The following is a 15760-nucleotide window of genomic DNA, read 5'->3' on the forward strand; positions in this document are numbered from 1 at the left end:
CGTGACCGAGCCGGAGGAAGATCGCGAGAAGAGCGCGAAGACTGATCCGGTGCTGTTCTCGCCGGACGGCGACCCCCACCACAACCCGGCGCAGGCGCCGTTGCCCGACGAACACCCGCCGGTGACGTACACCCACGACGGTGAGACCGACGTGCTCGACGGCGAGCAGTAGCGGTCACCCGCATCCCCGGTCGACGGCAGGCCGACGGGGCCCTACCGCGATCCGGTCCGCAATGCCGCGGTCAGCTCGTCGTCGTACGTGGCCAGGGCGCGTCCGTCGACGGAGTAGGCGACCAGCCGCCCGTGGGCCATGGTGGCCGACCGGAACGAGAACGTCCGTACGCCCGGATAGGCGGCCAACAGCGGAATGTCGCGCGGTGGGCCCCCGGGAGCGGAGTGGTACTCCAGCCGCACCACCTGCTCGGAGACCACGCCGTTGACCCGTACCTTGGTCTCCTCCCTGCGGACACCGAAGGTGACCGGGGCGTCGGTGCCGTAGCGGGCGCACTCCACCGGCCCCCGGCACACGAAGAAGTACCGCGAGTTGACCACGTCCGACAGCCGGTACGCCTTGAAGGTCGGGTCGGCTCCGGCCGGCAACGGCTGCACGGCGAAGAAGGCCAACGCGCCGAGGGAGGCGACGCCCACCCGCAGCCATCCTCGCCCGCCGACCCGGGCGCGGTGGGCACGGGTGGCGGTGAGCGCGACCGCGCCGAACCCCGTCACGCAGAGCACGGCGGTGCCGATGACGCGGGCGTTCTCGAAGAGGAACTGCACGCCGGGTCGCATCGACACCGGAGCCAGCACCGCGCCCAGCGACAGCACCATGCTGGCCAGCAGCAGTGCACCGGCCACCCGCCGGGCAACGCCGAGCGTGCCCACCAGCAGCATCGCGGCCAGGACGGTCCACACCTGGTGGTGGGTCCAGGACACCGGGGACGCGGCCACGGTGGCACAGCCGACCAGCACCGCGGCGTGTCCCGGACGGCCCAGCCGGGCCAGCGCCCGCGCCCGGAGCAGCGCCACCGCGCAGATGGCGACCACCAGGGCGACCCAGACCACCGGGAGGGCCGCCGGGTCCATGCCGAGGCGGAGCAGCATCCCGTGCACCGACTGGTTGCCCAGCGACGCCAGGTTGCCGATCCGGGAGGTCTGGGTGACCGTGCCGGCCCAGTAGGTCAGGCTCTCGCCGGGCAGCACGGCCAGGGCCAGCACCCCGCAGGCGACGAAGGCGGCCACCGCGCGGGCCGCGTCCCGGTACCGGCCGCAGACCAGGAAGTAGAGCACGAACAGCAGCGGCGTCAGCTTGACCGCCGCCGCCATACCGACGAGCAGGCCACGCGTCCGCGACGGCGACGCCATCGCGTCGAGCAGGGCCAGCAGCACGATGAAGATGCTCACCTGACCGAACCGCAGGTTGCTCTGCACGGGTGCGGTGACCATCAGCACCGCCGCCACCGCCGCCACGTTCAGTGACGCCGACGTCGTCACGCCCGCCCCGGCCACCGCCCGAGCCGACGCGCCGACGCGGCCCGCGGCGAGCGCGCGACCGACAGGTACGGCGATGGCGACCACGGCGGCACAGGTGGCCGCCAGCCAGATCGCCTCGACCACACCGAGCGGGACGGTCGTGATCGGCCAGAGGACGAGCGCCGCGAACGGTGGATAGGTGAACGGCCCCCCGTTCGGCGCCACGTATCCGTACAGCGGACGGCCGGCCCGTAGGTCGGTCAGCGCTCCGTGGTAGATGTGCAGGTCGGAGAGGCGATCCGGACGGCGCAGCACGAGCACGACGGAGACCGCCGCCGCCACCGCGAAGCCCAGCCACAACAGCGCCACCCGACGATCCCGCATAGACAGAGGATAGGAGCAGCGGGGCGCGGGCGTGGGCAACTCGGCGTGTGGACACCACCGGCTCGGGCAGCCGCCGGGCGCGCTCGGCTGCCACTGCGCCGCCGCTCGGCGCGGCGCCGCCACCGCTGGGCGCGGCCAGCCCACCACGCCTTGTCACGCCTCCGTCACCACGAAGAGAATTGTCGATGCGTTCTGAGAGCCGGACGAGGTAGGGCATCCGGGCAGCCCTCGATCGGAACATCATTCTGTCTCCTTCCGTCCGGAGGACCCGTTACATGAAAAGAGCGATCCGACTGTGGTGCGCTGCCCTGGCAGCCACCGTGCTGACGGCGCTGGCCGCCCTGTCCCTACCGACAGCGGCCTCGGCGGCGTCGTTGACCGAGGTGACCAACTTCGGCGCCAACCCGAGCAACCTACGCATGTACCTGTACGTACCGGACCGGGTCGCGCCGCAGCCCGGCCTGCTGGTCGTCGTCCACTACTGCACCGGCAGCGGGCCCGCGATGTACTCGGGAACCCAGTACGCCAGGCTGGCCGACCAGTACGGCTACATCGTGATCTACCCGTCGGTGACCCGCAGCAGCCAGTGCTTCGACGTCTACTCGTCGCAGGCGCTGCGTCGCGGTGGCGGCAGTGACCCGGTGGGCATCATGTCGATGGTGGAGTACGTCCGGGCCCGGTACTCCGTGGATCCGACGCGAATCGCCGCGACCGGCACCTCGTCCGGGGCGATGATGACCAACGTCCTGCTCGGGCTCTACCCCGACGTGTTCCGCGCGGGCGCGGCGTTCGCCGGGGTGCCCTTCGGTTGCTTCGCCACCACCGGCGGCTCGGAGTGGAACAGCGAGTGCGCCAACGGGCAGATCATCCGTACCCCCCAGCAGTGGGGAGACCTGGTCCGTAACGCCTATCCCGGTTACACCGGGCCACGGCCACGGATGCAGATCTGGCACGGCACCAACGACGAGATCCTGCGCTACCCAAACTTCGGCGAGCAGGTCAAGCAGTGGACCAACCTGCACGGCTTGAGCCAGACCCCGACCTTCACCGACAGCCCTCAGCCCGGCTACACCCGGACGCGCTACGGGGGTTCGGGCGGTGACGCGCCGGTCGAGGCGATCAGCATGCAGGGCGTCTCGCACAACCTGCCCGTCGACGCCGCGCAGGCGATCCGGTTCATGGGGCTGGACAGCACGTCACCCACCCCGACGCCAACCACCACGACGCCCCCGCCCACGCACACGCCCAGCCCCACCCCCAGCCCCACACCCTCGCCGACCACGCCACCGCCGGCGGCGGGGTGCCGGGTCGCGTACGAGGTCAACGCCTGGAACACCGGGTTGACCGCCTCGGTCACCATCACCAACACCGGTGGCACGGCGATCAACGGCTGGAACCTGGCGTTCACCCTGCCGACCGGGCAGACCATCACCAACGGCTGGAACGCGACCTACTCGCCGACCTCAGGCGCGGTGACCGCCCGCAACGTCTCCTACAACTCCACGATCGCCGCCAACGGCTCGGTCACCATCGGTTTCCAGGCCAACCACAGCGGCAACACCGCCAGCCCGTCCTCGTTCACCCTCAACGGCGCTCCCTGCACGGTCACCTGACCGTCGCCCGACCCGGTGTCCGTACGGTGGCTGCCGTGCGGACACCGGTCGTCGGGGTCGCTGTCGACCATTGGCTTGACGGAGATAGCAAGATATATTCCTGTCAATATCAGGAAAGCGCTTGCTCTGCGTCGTTCACCACTCCGGCACGCGCTCCACCACCGCACCCGTACCCGGAGGAACCCGCATGCTGTCCAGGACAGGAAGACGAACCCCTCGGCGCTGGCTGGTCGCCGCCACCACCATGGCGCTGCTCGGCGCCGGCCTGGTCGTCGCCGCGCCGAGCGCCCAGGCCGCCACGGTGAACCCCAACACCACGTACGTGTTCGTCAACCGGCACAGTGGCAAGGCGATGGACGTGTGGAACTGGTCCACCGCCGACAACGCCCCGATCAACCAGTACTCCCGCACCGACGCCGCGGTACAGCAGTGGCGGTTCGTCGACGTCGGCAACGGCTACTACCAGATCCGCTCCGTACACAGCGGCAAGGTCCTCGAACTGCCCAACGCCACCGACGGTGTCCAGCTCGTCCAGAACACGGCGGCCAGCGGCAACAACCGCCAGCACTTCCGGCTCGCCGACTCCGCCGGTGGGTACGTCCGGTTCCTCAACCGGCACTCCAACAAGGCCCTCGACGTCTGGGCCTGGTCCACCGCCGACGGCGGCATGATCTCCCAGTACCAGGACCTCGACGGCGCCAACCAGCAGTGGCAGCTGGTCGCGCTGGGCGGCGGCGACAACGGCAACGGCTGCGGCAGCGGTTCCTTCCAGGCCGAGGCGGTGCTCAACGGCGGCACCTGGACCGCCCGCAACGGCGGCAGCACGGTCTACACCGGCAACGACATGCGGGCCGCCGTGCAGGCGGCGGTGAACAGCCTCAGCCCCGGGCGGACCAGCAAGCAGCGGGTCGTGGTACGCGGATCCGGCTCGATCAGCGCCGGCTCCCGCATCTCGCTGCCCAGCTACACCACGATCGACGTCTGCGGCACGATCAACGTGACCGGCTCCGGCTCCGGTGACCAGGCGCCGATCTACTCGCGGGGCACCACCCAGGTGGAGGTGCAGAACCTCACCGTCACCGGCAGCCCGCTCTACGGCATCTTCATGCGCAACGTCACCAACGTGATCCTCGGCCGGATCGACATGCGGCTCTCCAGCGGACTGGGCGTACGCATCGACAACCGGGGCGACACCAGCCAGTGGACCCGTAACGTGCGCATCGACAACGTCTACGTCTCCGGCGCCAGCTCCCACGCGGTGGAGACCTACGGGGTGGACGGGTTGACCATCGGGACCGTGACCGCCCGCAACGTCGGTCAGTCGGGCCTGCTGCTCAACGAGACCATCAACGCCACCGTGACCACCGTCGACGCGGAGAACGCGGGCGCCGGCACCGGCTACGCGGCGTTCCGCACCGCCAACCGGGCCGGGCGGATCGGCTCCAGCTACCCGATCAACATCCGGGTCGACACCGTACGGGCGCGCGGCGGCGGCCGTGGCATCTTCTGTGTCTCGGAGTCCGGCGGGGTGGCCGTCAACCGGGTCGACATCGCCAACACCGGAAACAACGCGATCCTGCTGGAGAACTGTTACGGCGTCGACATCGCGGCCGGTGGCGGCACGATCAGCGGTGGCGGTGAGGTCCGGTTGGCCGCGCGGACGGAGTTCCCCGGCAACCGGGACATCACCCTACGGAACTTCACCCTGGTCAACAGCAGGATCCTGGAGAACCCCTGCACGACCAACCTGACCATCAGCAACATCGGTCTGAACAACTCCAGCATCAACCGCTGCTGACCGTCGACAGGGCCGCCCACGGATGCCGTGGGCGGCCCTGTCGCGCACCGAGGTCCGTCCCCTGAGGCGACCGACACGGTCTCACCGGTACCGCTTCGGCGGGATCGCCGGAGAGCGCCCACCCATCGGAGGTCGGCGCCGCGACCGGGTTGGTCTGCGGGTCCGGAATGGTCCCCTGCCCGTCGCGGGTACTGCATCCGTCCGAGGAGCCGGGGCTGGACGTCGACATCGAGCGCAGCACCCGTACCGGCCGACGGCACTGCCGGTCGACCGGGCTGGAGGGCCGGCGCCCTGCACCAATGCACCGTCGGCCTCCGACACGCCAGGGCCCGGCGCGGGGATGTCCCCCGCACCGGGCCCGTTGTGCTGGATGGATCAGCTACCGGAGCAGGTGAAGCTACCGGATGGTCCGGTGCCGGTGCCCTGGAAGCCGAACTCGGTACTGCCGCCAGCGCCGACGTTGCCGTTGTAGTTGACGTTGCGGAACGTCACGTTGCCGCTGGTACCGCTCGGGTTGGCGTTCCATGTGTTGGTCAACGAGCTACCGCCCGGAAGCCCGATGGTGACCGCCCAGCCGTTCAGACTGCTGGAACCGGCGGTGACCCGGATCTGGGCGACGAAGCCCCCGTTCCACTGGTCCAGCGACGCCACCGACGCCGTGCAACCGGAACCGCCCGGCGGCGGGCTGGTCGGCGGCGGCGTGGTGGGCGGCGGCGTGCTCGGCGGCGGCGTCGTCGGCGGAGGCGTGGTGGGCGGCGGGTTGCCGTCATTCAGGGCCTCCAGCGTCGCGTGGTACGCCTGCTTCTTGTTGCCGTTGTTGTCGAACAGCAGCGGGGTGCCGTACGAGCGCCACGAGTCGCTGTCCCGGATGCCCCACACGGTGATGCCGTTGCAGCGCGGGACGGCGAGGCAGTCCTGGACCACCCGACGGTACGTCTCCGCCTGCTGGGTGCCGGAACCCTCGATGTCCAACTCGGTGATCTGCACGTCGACGCCGAGGGCGGCGAAGCTGGACAGCGTGGTGCGGTAGTTGCTGTTGTACGGCGACTGCGCGTTGAAGTGCGACTGGAACCCGACGCAGTCGATCGGCACGCCACGCTGCTTGAAGTCCTGCACCATCCGGTACACCGCCTGGGTCTTGGCCCAGGTCCAGTTGTCGGTGTTGTAGTCGTTGTAGCAGAGCTTCGCGTCCGGGTCGGCCGCACGGGCGGCCCGGAACGCGGCCTCGATCCAGTCGCTGCCGGTGCGCTCGAGGTTCGAGTCACGCCGGGCGCCGTTGTTGCCGTCGTCGAACGCCTCGTTCACCACGTCCCACGAGTCGATCTTGCCCCGGTAGTAGGACGCGACCCGGGTGACGTGGTTGAGCATCGCGTTACGCAGCGGCTGGCCCGACATGTTCCGCATCCACTCGGGCTGCTGCGAGTGCCAGGCCAGGGTGTGCCCCCGGACCTTCCAGCCCCGGGAGAGAGCGTGGTTGACGATCCGGTCCGCGTTGCCGAACGTGAAGTTGTTCTGCTGTGGCTCGAGAGCGTCGATCTTCATCTCGTTCTCAGCCGTGACCGAGTTGAACTCACGGTTGAGAATGCCGACGTAGGTCGAGTCGTTGAGCTTGTGTCCCGCGACCGCGGCACCGAAGTAGCGACCCTTCTCCGCCGCGGAGGCACCGAGGGTGGTTGCCGCGCTGGCGCTGGAGGTCGCCACCACCACGCTGGTGGCGACGAGAGCGAGACCGACTGCGGCCGAGACCAGCGCGGTGCGCGGTCGCAGTCGGGTAGCCGGCCGCCCGCTCGCGCGGGCGTGGGCGTTGTTCATGGCATGAGCCTTTCGACGAAGCCGTGCTGATGGAAGCCGGCCCCGACTACTGCCCACCACGATGGCCCTCCGTCATCGACGCGGTCGCCCGGATGCCGCGTCGCCGGTGTGCTCAGCCGACCATCGTGAGTAGATCGAGGCTGTGATATCGAAAACCTTATCGAAACAGACCCGAAAGCTCAACGCGCTCCACGTGCCCTCGCACCCCCTGCACGGACTGCCATCGGTATCCGAGTGTCGAGGCGCGCGGGGAGGGACACCGTCACACCGGTGAGATCAGGGCCTCCGAAAGTTTCGGCCCGGCGGACCGGCCCAGCCCCTCGTCACCGAGCACGCCGGCCAGCCAGCGCAGTTGACGTCGTACGTGGGTGGCGTCGCCGTGCTCGTGGCCGTTGAACGGGTAGACGTGCATCACCCGCTCGGCGGGGGGCCCACCGACTGCGGCACCGTAGTGGTTGTAGGCGGCGAACCCGGTGCTCGGCGGGCAGACCATGTCCCGCAGCCCCACTCCGAAGTGGACGGGCGCGGTGGCCCGACGGGCGAAACTGACCCCGTCGACGTAGGACAGGGTGCGCCGCACGGCCGGCTCCGCGTCGCGGTTGACCGCGAGGTAGTTGACGATCTCGCCGTACACCCCGACCTCGGTGATCTCCAGGGCCCGCTGCATGTGACACAGGAACGGCGCGGTGGCGAGCACCGCGGCGAGTTCGGTGTCGAGCCCGGCGACCGCCAGCGCCAACCCACCGCCCTGGCTGTTACCCGCGACGATCACCCGGTGCCGGTCGACTCCCGGCAGGGCGCGCACGGCGTCCACCGCGCGGACCGCGTCGGTGATGAGGCGGCGGTAGTAGTAGCCCTCCGGGGTCATGATGCCGCGGGTCACCGGCGACGGCCCGCCGGCCGCCTCGCCGTGCGGGTCCGAGGTGTCCCCCGCGCCGTACTGACCCGACTGCCCCCTGGCGTCCATGAGCAGGTGGGCGTAACCGGCGACCGGCCAGATCAGCCGTTCGTGCGGCAACCCACGGCCACGGCCGTAGCCGACGTACTCGACGACCACCGGCAGCGCCTCGTCCACCCCGGCAGGCCGGTTGTACCAGGCCCGGACCGGGTCACCGCCGAAGCCGGCGAAGGTGACGTCCCAGCTGTCCACCAGACGCAGGTCGGTCGGCTCGGGGCGGACGTCGAGCAGCACCGGCACCTGCGCCGCCCCGTCCAGGGTCGAGCGCCAGAACGCGTCGAAGTCGGCAGGCTCGGCGACGGCGGGCACGTACTGCCGTAGCTGGTCCAGGGGCAGGTCGAACAGGGGCATGGCTCCTCGCAACGGGGTCGGTCAGGGGTGTGGGGGTGGTGCGGTGCTCTCCCGGATCACCAACTCGGCGACCAGGTCGATCCGGCTGGTGGGCAGGGCGTTGCTGCGGGCGAGGTCGAGCAGCATCTGGGTCGCGGTGCCGGCCATGTCCCGCAACGGCTGGTTGACCGTGGTCAACGCCGGGCCGATCCACCCGGAGAGGGGGAGGTTGTCGTAGCCCACCACCGACACGTCGCCCGGGACGTCGAGGCCGAGCTGCCGGGCGGCCCGCAGCACGCCCAACGCCTGGAGATCGGAACCGGCGAAGATCGCCGTCGGCCGATCGGGTCGGCTCAGCAACTCGATGCCGTGCGTGTAGCCGGCGTCGAGGTGAAAGTTGCCGTGCCGGATCAGCGTGCTGTCGACGGTGAGCCCGAGTTCCTCGTGGGCACAGCGGAAGCCGGCCGTGCGGGCCCGGGCGCAGAGCACGTCCCGTGGGCCGGAGATGACCGCGATCCGGCGATGCCCGAGATCCAGCAGGTGCCGGGTGGCGATCAGCCCACCGTTCCAGTTGTTGGAACCGACGGTCGGCACCGAGGCCACGCTGGCGCTGTCGGTGTCGATCACGACGACCGGAATCGACTGGCGCTGCAACTGCTGCCGTTGCGTGTCGGTGAGGTTGCACATGACCAGCAGCACCCCGAGGGGACGCCGGGCGATCGTCGCGTCGACCCAGGACTGCGGCGGCCGACGGGCGGCGTTGAGCTGTGAGAGCACCACGTTCACGCCGGTCAGGGTGGCGACCGCCTCGACTCCCCTGATGATCTCCAAGGCCCAGTCGGAGCCGAACTCGTGGAACACCAGGTCGATCTGGCCTTCGCCGGGAGCCCGTCGGGCCCGCCGACGATAGCGGTGTCTTTGCAGGCTGGCCTCGACCCGGGCCCGGGTGACGGCGGCGACGTCCGACCGTCCGTTCAGGACCTTCGAGACCGTCGCCGAGGAGACGCCGACCTCCCGGGCGATGGTCGCGATGGTCGCCGAGCCAAGCGCCGCCGATGAACGCTTCTCTGCCATCCGACCCTCTGCAACGATTCCGAAAATTTCGGAGACTCTAGCATGCCTTGCACCAATACGATGTCAACCTGGTCGATGCTGGCCACTGCTGGCGATGAATGTAGGCAATCGCTTACCCGCACGGCAACCACCTCCTGAACAGTCTATCCACGCCTCTTGACAGGCCCTGTCGACGCCCATAGGTTCGCCGACACAGGTGCCGAACTGGTTTCCGAAAATTTCGATAATCGCCGTCTCGCACGGCGGTCGGCGTGGCCTGGCGGGACAACCTCCCGGACCCGGCCGGAGGGGTTCGCATGACAAGTCAGCTGCCCGTCGACGACCGATTGGCGTACTCCCCCGCCGATCGGTGGCGCGACCCGAAGCTGCGGCCGGACGAACGGGCCGACGCGCTCATCCCGCTGATGTCGCTGGAGGAGAAGCTCGCCCAACTGGTCGGCCTGTGGGTCGGTGCGGACGCCTCCGGTGAGGGTGTCGCTCCTCATCAGACCGACATGGTCGAGCACACCCCGCCCTGGTCGGAAGCCATCCGGCACGGCCTGGGGCAGTTGACCCGACCGTTCGGGACCGCGCCGGTCGACCCGGTCCTCGGGGCACGGTCCCTGGCGGCCTCGCAGGCGCAGATCGTCGCGGCGAGTCGCTTCGGCATCCCGGCCCAGGTGCACGAGGAGTGCCTGACCGGTTTCGCCGCCTGGCGGGCGACCGTCTACCCGGCACCACTGAGCTGGGGCGCGGCCTTCGACCCGGAGCTGGTGGAGGAGATGGCCGGCCTGATCGGCCGCTCGATGCGGGCCGCCGGTGTCCACCAGGGACTCGCTCCGGTCCTGGACGTCACCCGCGACTACCGCTGGGGGCGCACCGAGGAGACCATCGCCGAGGATCCCTACCTGGTCGGCACCATCGGCGCGGCGTACGTGCGCGGGTTGGAACGGGCCGGGGTGGTGGCGACGCTGAAGCACTTCGCCGGCTACTCGGCCTCACGGGGTGGTCGGAACCTGGCGCCCACGGCCATGGGGCATCGGGAGTTGGCGGACGTGATCCTCCCACCCTTCGAGATGGCCCTGCGGCTCGGTGGGGCGCGATCGGTCATGAACTCGTACGCCGAGATCGACGGCGTGCCGGCGGCGGCCGACGTGGATCTGCTCACCCGGACGCTGCGCGAGCAGTGGGGTTTCGACGGGGTGCTGGTCGCGGACTACTTCGCGGTCCGCTTCCTGGAGACCCTGCACGGTGTCGCCGCGGACGCCGCGGACGCGGCGCGGCTGGCGCTGCGGGCCGGCATCGACGTGGAACTGCCCACCGTGGACGCCTACGGCGCGCCGCTGGCTGCGGCGGTGCGCTCCGGCGCGGTCAGCGAGAGCCTGGTCGACCGCGCCCTCCGGCGGGTACTGATCCAGAAGATCGAGCTGGGCCTGCTCGACGAGGACTGGAGCGAGTTGCCGGCCGACGTCGAGGCGCTTCGCCTCGACGACGAGGCCGGCCAGTCCGTCGCCCTCCGGCTGGCCCGCCAGGCCGTGGTGCTGCTCCGCAACCGCGACGGACTGCTGCCCCTCTCCACCGGTCAGCGTGTCGCGTTGGTCGGGCCGGTCGCCGACGACGCGATGTCACTGCTGGGCTGCTACTCGTTCCCGCTGCACGTGGGCGTGCACCATCCGGAGCACGGCGTCGGCGTCGAGATCCCGTCCCTACGCGAGGCGCTCCAGCAGCGCCATCCGCAGCTCACCCACGTACCGGGCACCGACATCACCGGAGCGGACACCTCCGGCATCGCGGCGGCGGTCCAGGCGGCCAAGGACGCCGACGTCTGCGTACTGGCCGTCGGCGACCGGGCCGGCATGTTCGGTCGGGGCACCTCCGGCGAGGGTTGCGACGCGATCGACCTCCAACTGCCCGGGGTGCAGGCGGAACTGGTACGCGCCGTGCTGGCCACCGGAACCCCGGTGGTGCTGGTGGTGCTCTCCGGCCGCCCGTACGCGTTGGGGGATCTGGTGGACGGCGCGAGCGCCATCGTGCAGGCGTTCTTCCCCGGCCAGCTCGGCGCGACGGCGCTCGCCGAGATCCTCGCCGGTGAGGTGGATCCGTCCGGCAGGTTGCCGGTCAGCATCCCCCGGCACACCGGTGGGCTTCCGGGCACCTACCTCACCCCCACCCTGGGCCGACGTACGAAGGTGTCGTCGGTGGACCCCACACCCGCGTTCCCGTTCGGTCACGGTCTGAGTTACACCACCTTCGACTGGAGCGACGCCACGGTCACCGGCGCGCCCGGTGGCGTCTCCGGTGAGCCGGTGGCCTGGCCGGTCGACGGGGAGGTGACGGTCGGCGTCACGGTCCGCAACACCGGCACCCGGGCCGGCACCGAGGTCGTCCAGCTCTACCTGCACGATCCGGTGGCACAGACCACCCGGCCGGTGGTCCGCCTGATCGGGTACGCCCGGGTGCCGCTGGCGCCGGGCGCGGCAGCTCGGGTCAGCTTCACGGTCCCCGCCGACGTCACCTCGTTCACCGGGGTGCACGGCCGCCGGGTGGTGGAGCCCGGCGAGGTGCAGCTGCGAATCAGCCGCTCCAGCGGTGACGTGGCGGCTGGTCTGACGCTGCGGCTGGAGGGCGACGAACGCGAGGTCGGTCACCACCGCGAGCTGCTCTCCCACCCACACGTCGAGCCCGTCACGGAGTCCCGGTCATGAGCACCACGACCACCCTGCCCCCGTCGGCCCCCGCCCCCGAGACGCCGACACCGAACCGTCCACCGCGGGCGCCCCGGCAGACCTGGCGCCGCGCGCTACGGCGGGACTGGCAGCTCTACTCGCTGGCCATCCTGCCGCTGCTGTTCTTCCTGATCTTCCGGTACCTGCCGATGTTGGGCAACGTGATCGCCTTCCGGCGGTTCCAGCCCGGCGGGAACATCTTCGGCGAGTACTGGGTCGGGCTGCGCTACTTCAAGATGTTCCTCAACGACCCGACGTTCTGGAACGTCTTCACCAACACCCTGGTGCTGGGCGCGCTGACCCTGCTGTTCTGCTTCCCGCTGCCCATCGTGCTGGCGTTGCTGCTCAACGAGGTGCGGGCCCGCAAGCTGAAGCGCTTCGTGCAGTCGGTGTCCTACCTGCCGCACTTCCTGTCCATCGTGATCGTCGCGGCGATCGTGATGCAGTTGCTCTCCATGGACGGCACGGTCAACCAGCTGGTCCGCGCCGCCGGCGGTGAGGCGATCCCGTTCCTGCAGCGGCCGGAGTGGTTCCGCACCATCTACGTCTCCTCGGAGATCTGGCAGACGGTCGGCTGGGGCACCATCCTCTACCTGGCCGCGCTCACCACCATCGACGAAGACCTGTACGAGGCGGCCCGGATCGACGGCGCGAACCGGTGGCGACAGACCTGGCACGTCACGCTGCCGGGCATCCGACCGACGATGGTGACGTTGCTGATCCTCAACATCGGCACCTTCATGGCGGTCGGGTTCGAGAAGATCCTGCTGCTGTACAACCCGCTGACCTATCCGACCGCAGACGTGTTGTCCACCTACCTGTTCCGGATGGGCTTCGCGTCCAGCAACTTCAGCTACGCCGCGGCGATCGGGCTGTTCGAGGCGGTCATCGGGCTGATCCTGGTGCTGTCGGCGAACCAGATCGCCCGTCGTACGGTGGGGACGAGCCTGTGGTGACCATCGACGCCGCCGAGCGGCAAACCGAGACCACGCCCCGTCCGCCCCGCCGACGCGGTGTCCGGGAGACCCGCGGCTACCGGGCGTTCCAGGTCGTCAACGGGATCATCCTGACCCTCGTGGTGGTGGTGACGCTCTACCCGTTCATCAACATCGTCGCCCGGTCCATGAGCCACGAGTCGTACATCATCACCGGCCAGGTGAACCTCGTGCCGCGCGGCTTCACGCTGGACACCTACCAGCTGCTGATGTCCGACTCGATGTTCTGGACGAACTACCGCAACACGGTGTTCTACACGGTCACCGCCACCGTCATCTCGATCGTGATGACCACCTGCTACGCGTACGTGCTGTCCAAGAAGCAGCTCAAGGGACGCGGCGCCCTGGTCGGCATCGCGCTGTTCACCATGTTCTTCACCGGTGGCCTGATCCCCAACTACGTCCTGGTCACCAGCCTGGGCCTGAAGAACAGCGTCTGGGCCATCGCGCTGCCCAACGCCATCAACGTGTTCAACCTGCTGGTGATGAAGGCGTTCTTCGAGAGCCTGCCGACGGAGTTGGAGGAGGCCGCCGCGGTCGACGGCCTCAACACGTACGGGATCCTGCTACGGATCGTGCTTCCACTGTCCAAGGCCATCGTCGCCACGATGGTCCTCTTCTACGCGGTCTCCTTCTGGAACTCCTGGTTCGCGGCGTTCCTCTACATGGACCGGCAGGAACTCTGGCCGGTCACCGTGTACCTGCGCAACCTGATCGCCGGCGCCACCGGCGCGGAGAACGTCGGAGCGATCAGCGAAGCCAACGAGGTGCAGGCCGAGGCGACGCTCAAGGCCGTCACCATCGTGCTCACCACCCTGCCGATCCTCCTGGTCTATCCCTTCGTCCAGCGGTACTTCGTCCGGGGCATCATGCTCGGCGCGGTCAAGGGCTGATCAGAAGAGAACCACCCCTCCCACCACCGAGTTGAAAGGAAATCGCCATGTTCCGCAGATCGTGGCGTCACGCGGCGGCGGCTGCTGCCGTGCTGCTAGCCCTCAGTAGCGTCACCGCCTGTGGCGACGACTCCTCCGACAGCGAAGATCTGTCGGAGAACCGGGTCGGCGCGATGGAGAACTACTCCGTCGGCACCCAGTTCAAGGCCACCGAGCCGCTCTCCTTCTCCGTCCTCTACAACAACCACCCGAACTATCCGTTGAAGGAGGACTGGCTGTTCTGGACGGAGCTGCAGTCCCGGACGAACGTCAGCCTCGAGAAGGTCGCCGTCCCGCTGAGCGACTACAACCAGAAGCGCAGCCTGCTCATCGGTGCCGGCGACGCCCCGCTGCTCATCCCCAAGACCTATCCGCCGGACGTGCACGCGTACGTCTCCTCGGGGGCGATCCTGCCGGTCAGCGACTACCTCGATCTGATGCCGAACTTCAAGGACAAGATCGAGAAGTGGAACCTCAACGCTGAGATCGACACCCTGCGCCAGCAGGACGGCAAGTTCTACCTGCTGCCCGGTCTGCACGAGAAGCCGTGGCACGAGTACTCCCTGGCGGTCCGCACCGACATCCTCGAAGAGCTGAACCTCGAGATCCCGAAGACCTGGGACGACGTCTACACCATGCTCAAGGCGATGAAGGCGGCGTACCCGGACGTCTACCCGTTCTCCGACCGGTTCAGCCAGCCCAACCCCGCCGGCAACCTGCTCAACATGCTGGCCGTGTCGCACGGCCTGGCCGGTGCGGGCTGGAACTTCCAGCACGTCAACTGGAACGAGCAGGCGCAGCAGTTCGAGTACACCGGTGCCACCGAGCACTACCGGCACATGCTGGAGTACCTCAACAAGCTGGTGAAGGAGAAGCTGCTCGACCCGGAGAGCTTCACCCAGACCGACGACCTGGCCCGGCAGAAGCTCGCCAACAGCAAGTCCTTCGTGATCAGCAGCAACGCGCAGACGTTGGTCAACGACTACCGGCCCGACCTGGCCGCGACCAACCCGAAGGCGAAGATCACCAAGATCCCGCTGCCGATCGGACCGGCCGGCGAGATCAACCCGGCCAGCCGGCTCGAGAACGGCATGATGATCTCCTCGAAGGCCCGCGACAGCAAGAACTTCGTGGCCATGATGCAGTTCGTCGACTGGCTCTGGTACTCCGACGAGGGCCAGCACTTCGCCAAGTGGGGCGTCGAGGGCACCACCTACGTCAAGGACAGCTCCGGCAAGCCCACCCTCGCCCCGGACGTCGACATGATCGGCCTCAACCCCGGTGCGCCCAAGCACCTGCAGAAGGACTTCGGCTTCGGCAACGGAGTGTTCTCCTACGGCGGCAAGCCCGAACTGGTGCAGGCGTTCTTCTCCCCCGAGGAGCAGGAGTTCCAGAAGGTGATGAACGCCCGCGCGCCGAAGTCGCCGCCGCCGCCGTACCCGCTCAGCGACGAGGAGCGGGAGCAGGTGTCGCTCTGGGAGACGCCGCTGAAGGACCACGTCTACCAGGCCACGCTCCAGTTCATCCTCGGGCAGCGTGACTTCGCCGAGTGGGACGCCTACGTGGCGGAGCTGAAGAGCAAGAACATGGACGCCTACCTGGAGACGGTCAACAACGCGTACAAGCGCTACCAGGAGAAGAACTAGGTGACGTGTCCGGTCCGGTCGGGGTCGGCGCGGCCGGACCGGA

The 15760-nt window shown here is 69.1% G+C and carries 11 protein-coding genes; 7 read left to right on the forward strand and 4 right to left on the reverse strand.

The window, feature by feature from the left end:
- Position 1: 1 nt before the first annotated feature.
- The gene (locus ACLQ2S_RS22260; protein WP_425702635.1) at positions 2–172 is read left to right on the forward strand and encodes a hypothetical protein; all 171 of its coding nucleotides are present in this window, start codon (positions 2–4) and stop codon (positions 170–172) included.
- Between the two features lie 41 nt (positions 173–213).
- Here the strand turns inward: ACLQ2S_RS22260 and ACLQ2S_RS22265 are convergent, their stop codons facing one another.
- A complete protein-coding gene (locus ACLQ2S_RS22265) occupies positions 214–1854 on the reverse strand; it encodes a glycosyltransferase 87 family protein (RefSeq protein WP_425702637.1) in 1641 nt (546 codons plus the stop codon).
- Between the two features lie 275 nt (positions 1855–2129).
- Between ACLQ2S_RS22265 and ACLQ2S_RS22270 the strand changes: the two genes are divergently transcribed.
- Positions 2130–3467 (forward strand): extracellular catalytic domain type 1 short-chain-length polyhydroxyalkanoate depolymerase, encoded by a 1338-nt coding sequence (locus ACLQ2S_RS22270; RefSeq protein ID WP_155221889.1) that lies wholly within the window; start codon positions 2130–2132, stop codon positions 3465–3467.
- 187 nt (positions 3468–3654) lie between these two features.
- Entirely contained in the window at positions 3655–5265 is a 1611-nt protein-coding gene (locus tag ACLQ2S_RS22275; protein WP_155221890.1) for an RICIN domain-containing protein, read from the forward strand.
- A gap of 375 nt (positions 5266–5640) precedes the next feature.
- Here the strand turns inward: ACLQ2S_RS22275 and ACLQ2S_RS22280 are convergent, their stop codons facing one another.
- The 3 genes from ACLQ2S_RS22280 to ACLQ2S_RS22290 form a co-directional block, all read right to left on the reverse strand.
- Positions 5641–7077: an endo-1,4-beta-xylanase gene (locus ACLQ2S_RS22280; protein ID WP_425702640.1), complete on the reverse strand. Its 1437-nt coding sequence runs from the start codon at positions 7075–7077 to the stop codon at positions 5641–5643.
- Positions 7078–7339: 262 nt separating this feature from the next.
- Positions 7340–8386: an acetylxylan esterase gene (locus tag ACLQ2S_RS22285; RefSeq protein ID WP_155221265.1), complete on the reverse strand. Its 1047-nt coding sequence runs from the start codon at positions 8384–8386 to the stop codon at positions 7340–7342.
- A gap of 21 nt (positions 8387–8407) precedes the next feature.
- Positions 8408–9439 carry a LacI family DNA-binding transcriptional regulator gene (locus ACLQ2S_RS22290; RefSeq protein WP_155221267.1) on the reverse strand — a complete coding sequence of 344 codons (1032 nt, stop codon included), beginning with the start codon at positions 9437–9439 and terminating at the stop codon, positions 8408–8410.
- 296 nt (positions 9440–9735) lie between these two features.
- On the opposite strand from ACLQ2S_RS22290, the gene ACLQ2S_RS22295 reads away from it, so the two are divergent.
- From ACLQ2S_RS22295 to ACLQ2S_RS22310, 4 genes are read left to right on the forward strand one after another with little or no spacing between them, the layout of a single operon-like run.
- Entirely contained in the window at positions 9736–12123 is a 2388-nt protein-coding gene (locus ACLQ2S_RS22295; RefSeq protein WP_155221269.1) for a glycoside hydrolase family 3 N-terminal domain-containing protein, read from the forward strand.
- Positions 12120–13100, forward strand: coding sequence for an ABC transporter permease (locus tag ACLQ2S_RS22300; protein WP_155221271.1), 981 nt, complete (start codon positions 12120–12122; stop codon positions 13098–13100). The genes ACLQ2S_RS22295 and ACLQ2S_RS22300 overlap by 4 nt, the downstream gene beginning before the upstream one ends.
- Positions 13097–14032 carry a carbohydrate ABC transporter permease gene (locus tag ACLQ2S_RS22305; RefSeq protein ID WP_309223710.1) on the forward strand — a complete coding sequence of 312 codons (936 nt, stop codon included), beginning with the start codon at positions 13097–13099 and terminating at the stop codon, positions 14030–14032. Before ACLQ2S_RS22300 ends, ACLQ2S_RS22305 begins: the two co-directional genes overlap by 4 nt.
- A gap of 47 nt (positions 14033–14079) precedes the next feature.
- Positions 14080–15717 carry an extracellular solute-binding protein gene (locus tag ACLQ2S_RS22310; RefSeq protein WP_155221273.1) on the forward strand — a complete coding sequence of 546 codons (1638 nt, stop codon included), beginning with the start codon at positions 14080–14082 and terminating at the stop codon, positions 15715–15717.
- Positions 15718–15760: the final 43 nt, after the last annotated feature.

Origin of the sequence: Micromonospora sp. DT48 (assembly GCF_049844495.1) — a bacterium.
Lineage (GTDB): Bacteria > Actinomycetota > Actinomycetes > Mycobacteriales > Micromonosporaceae > Micromonospora.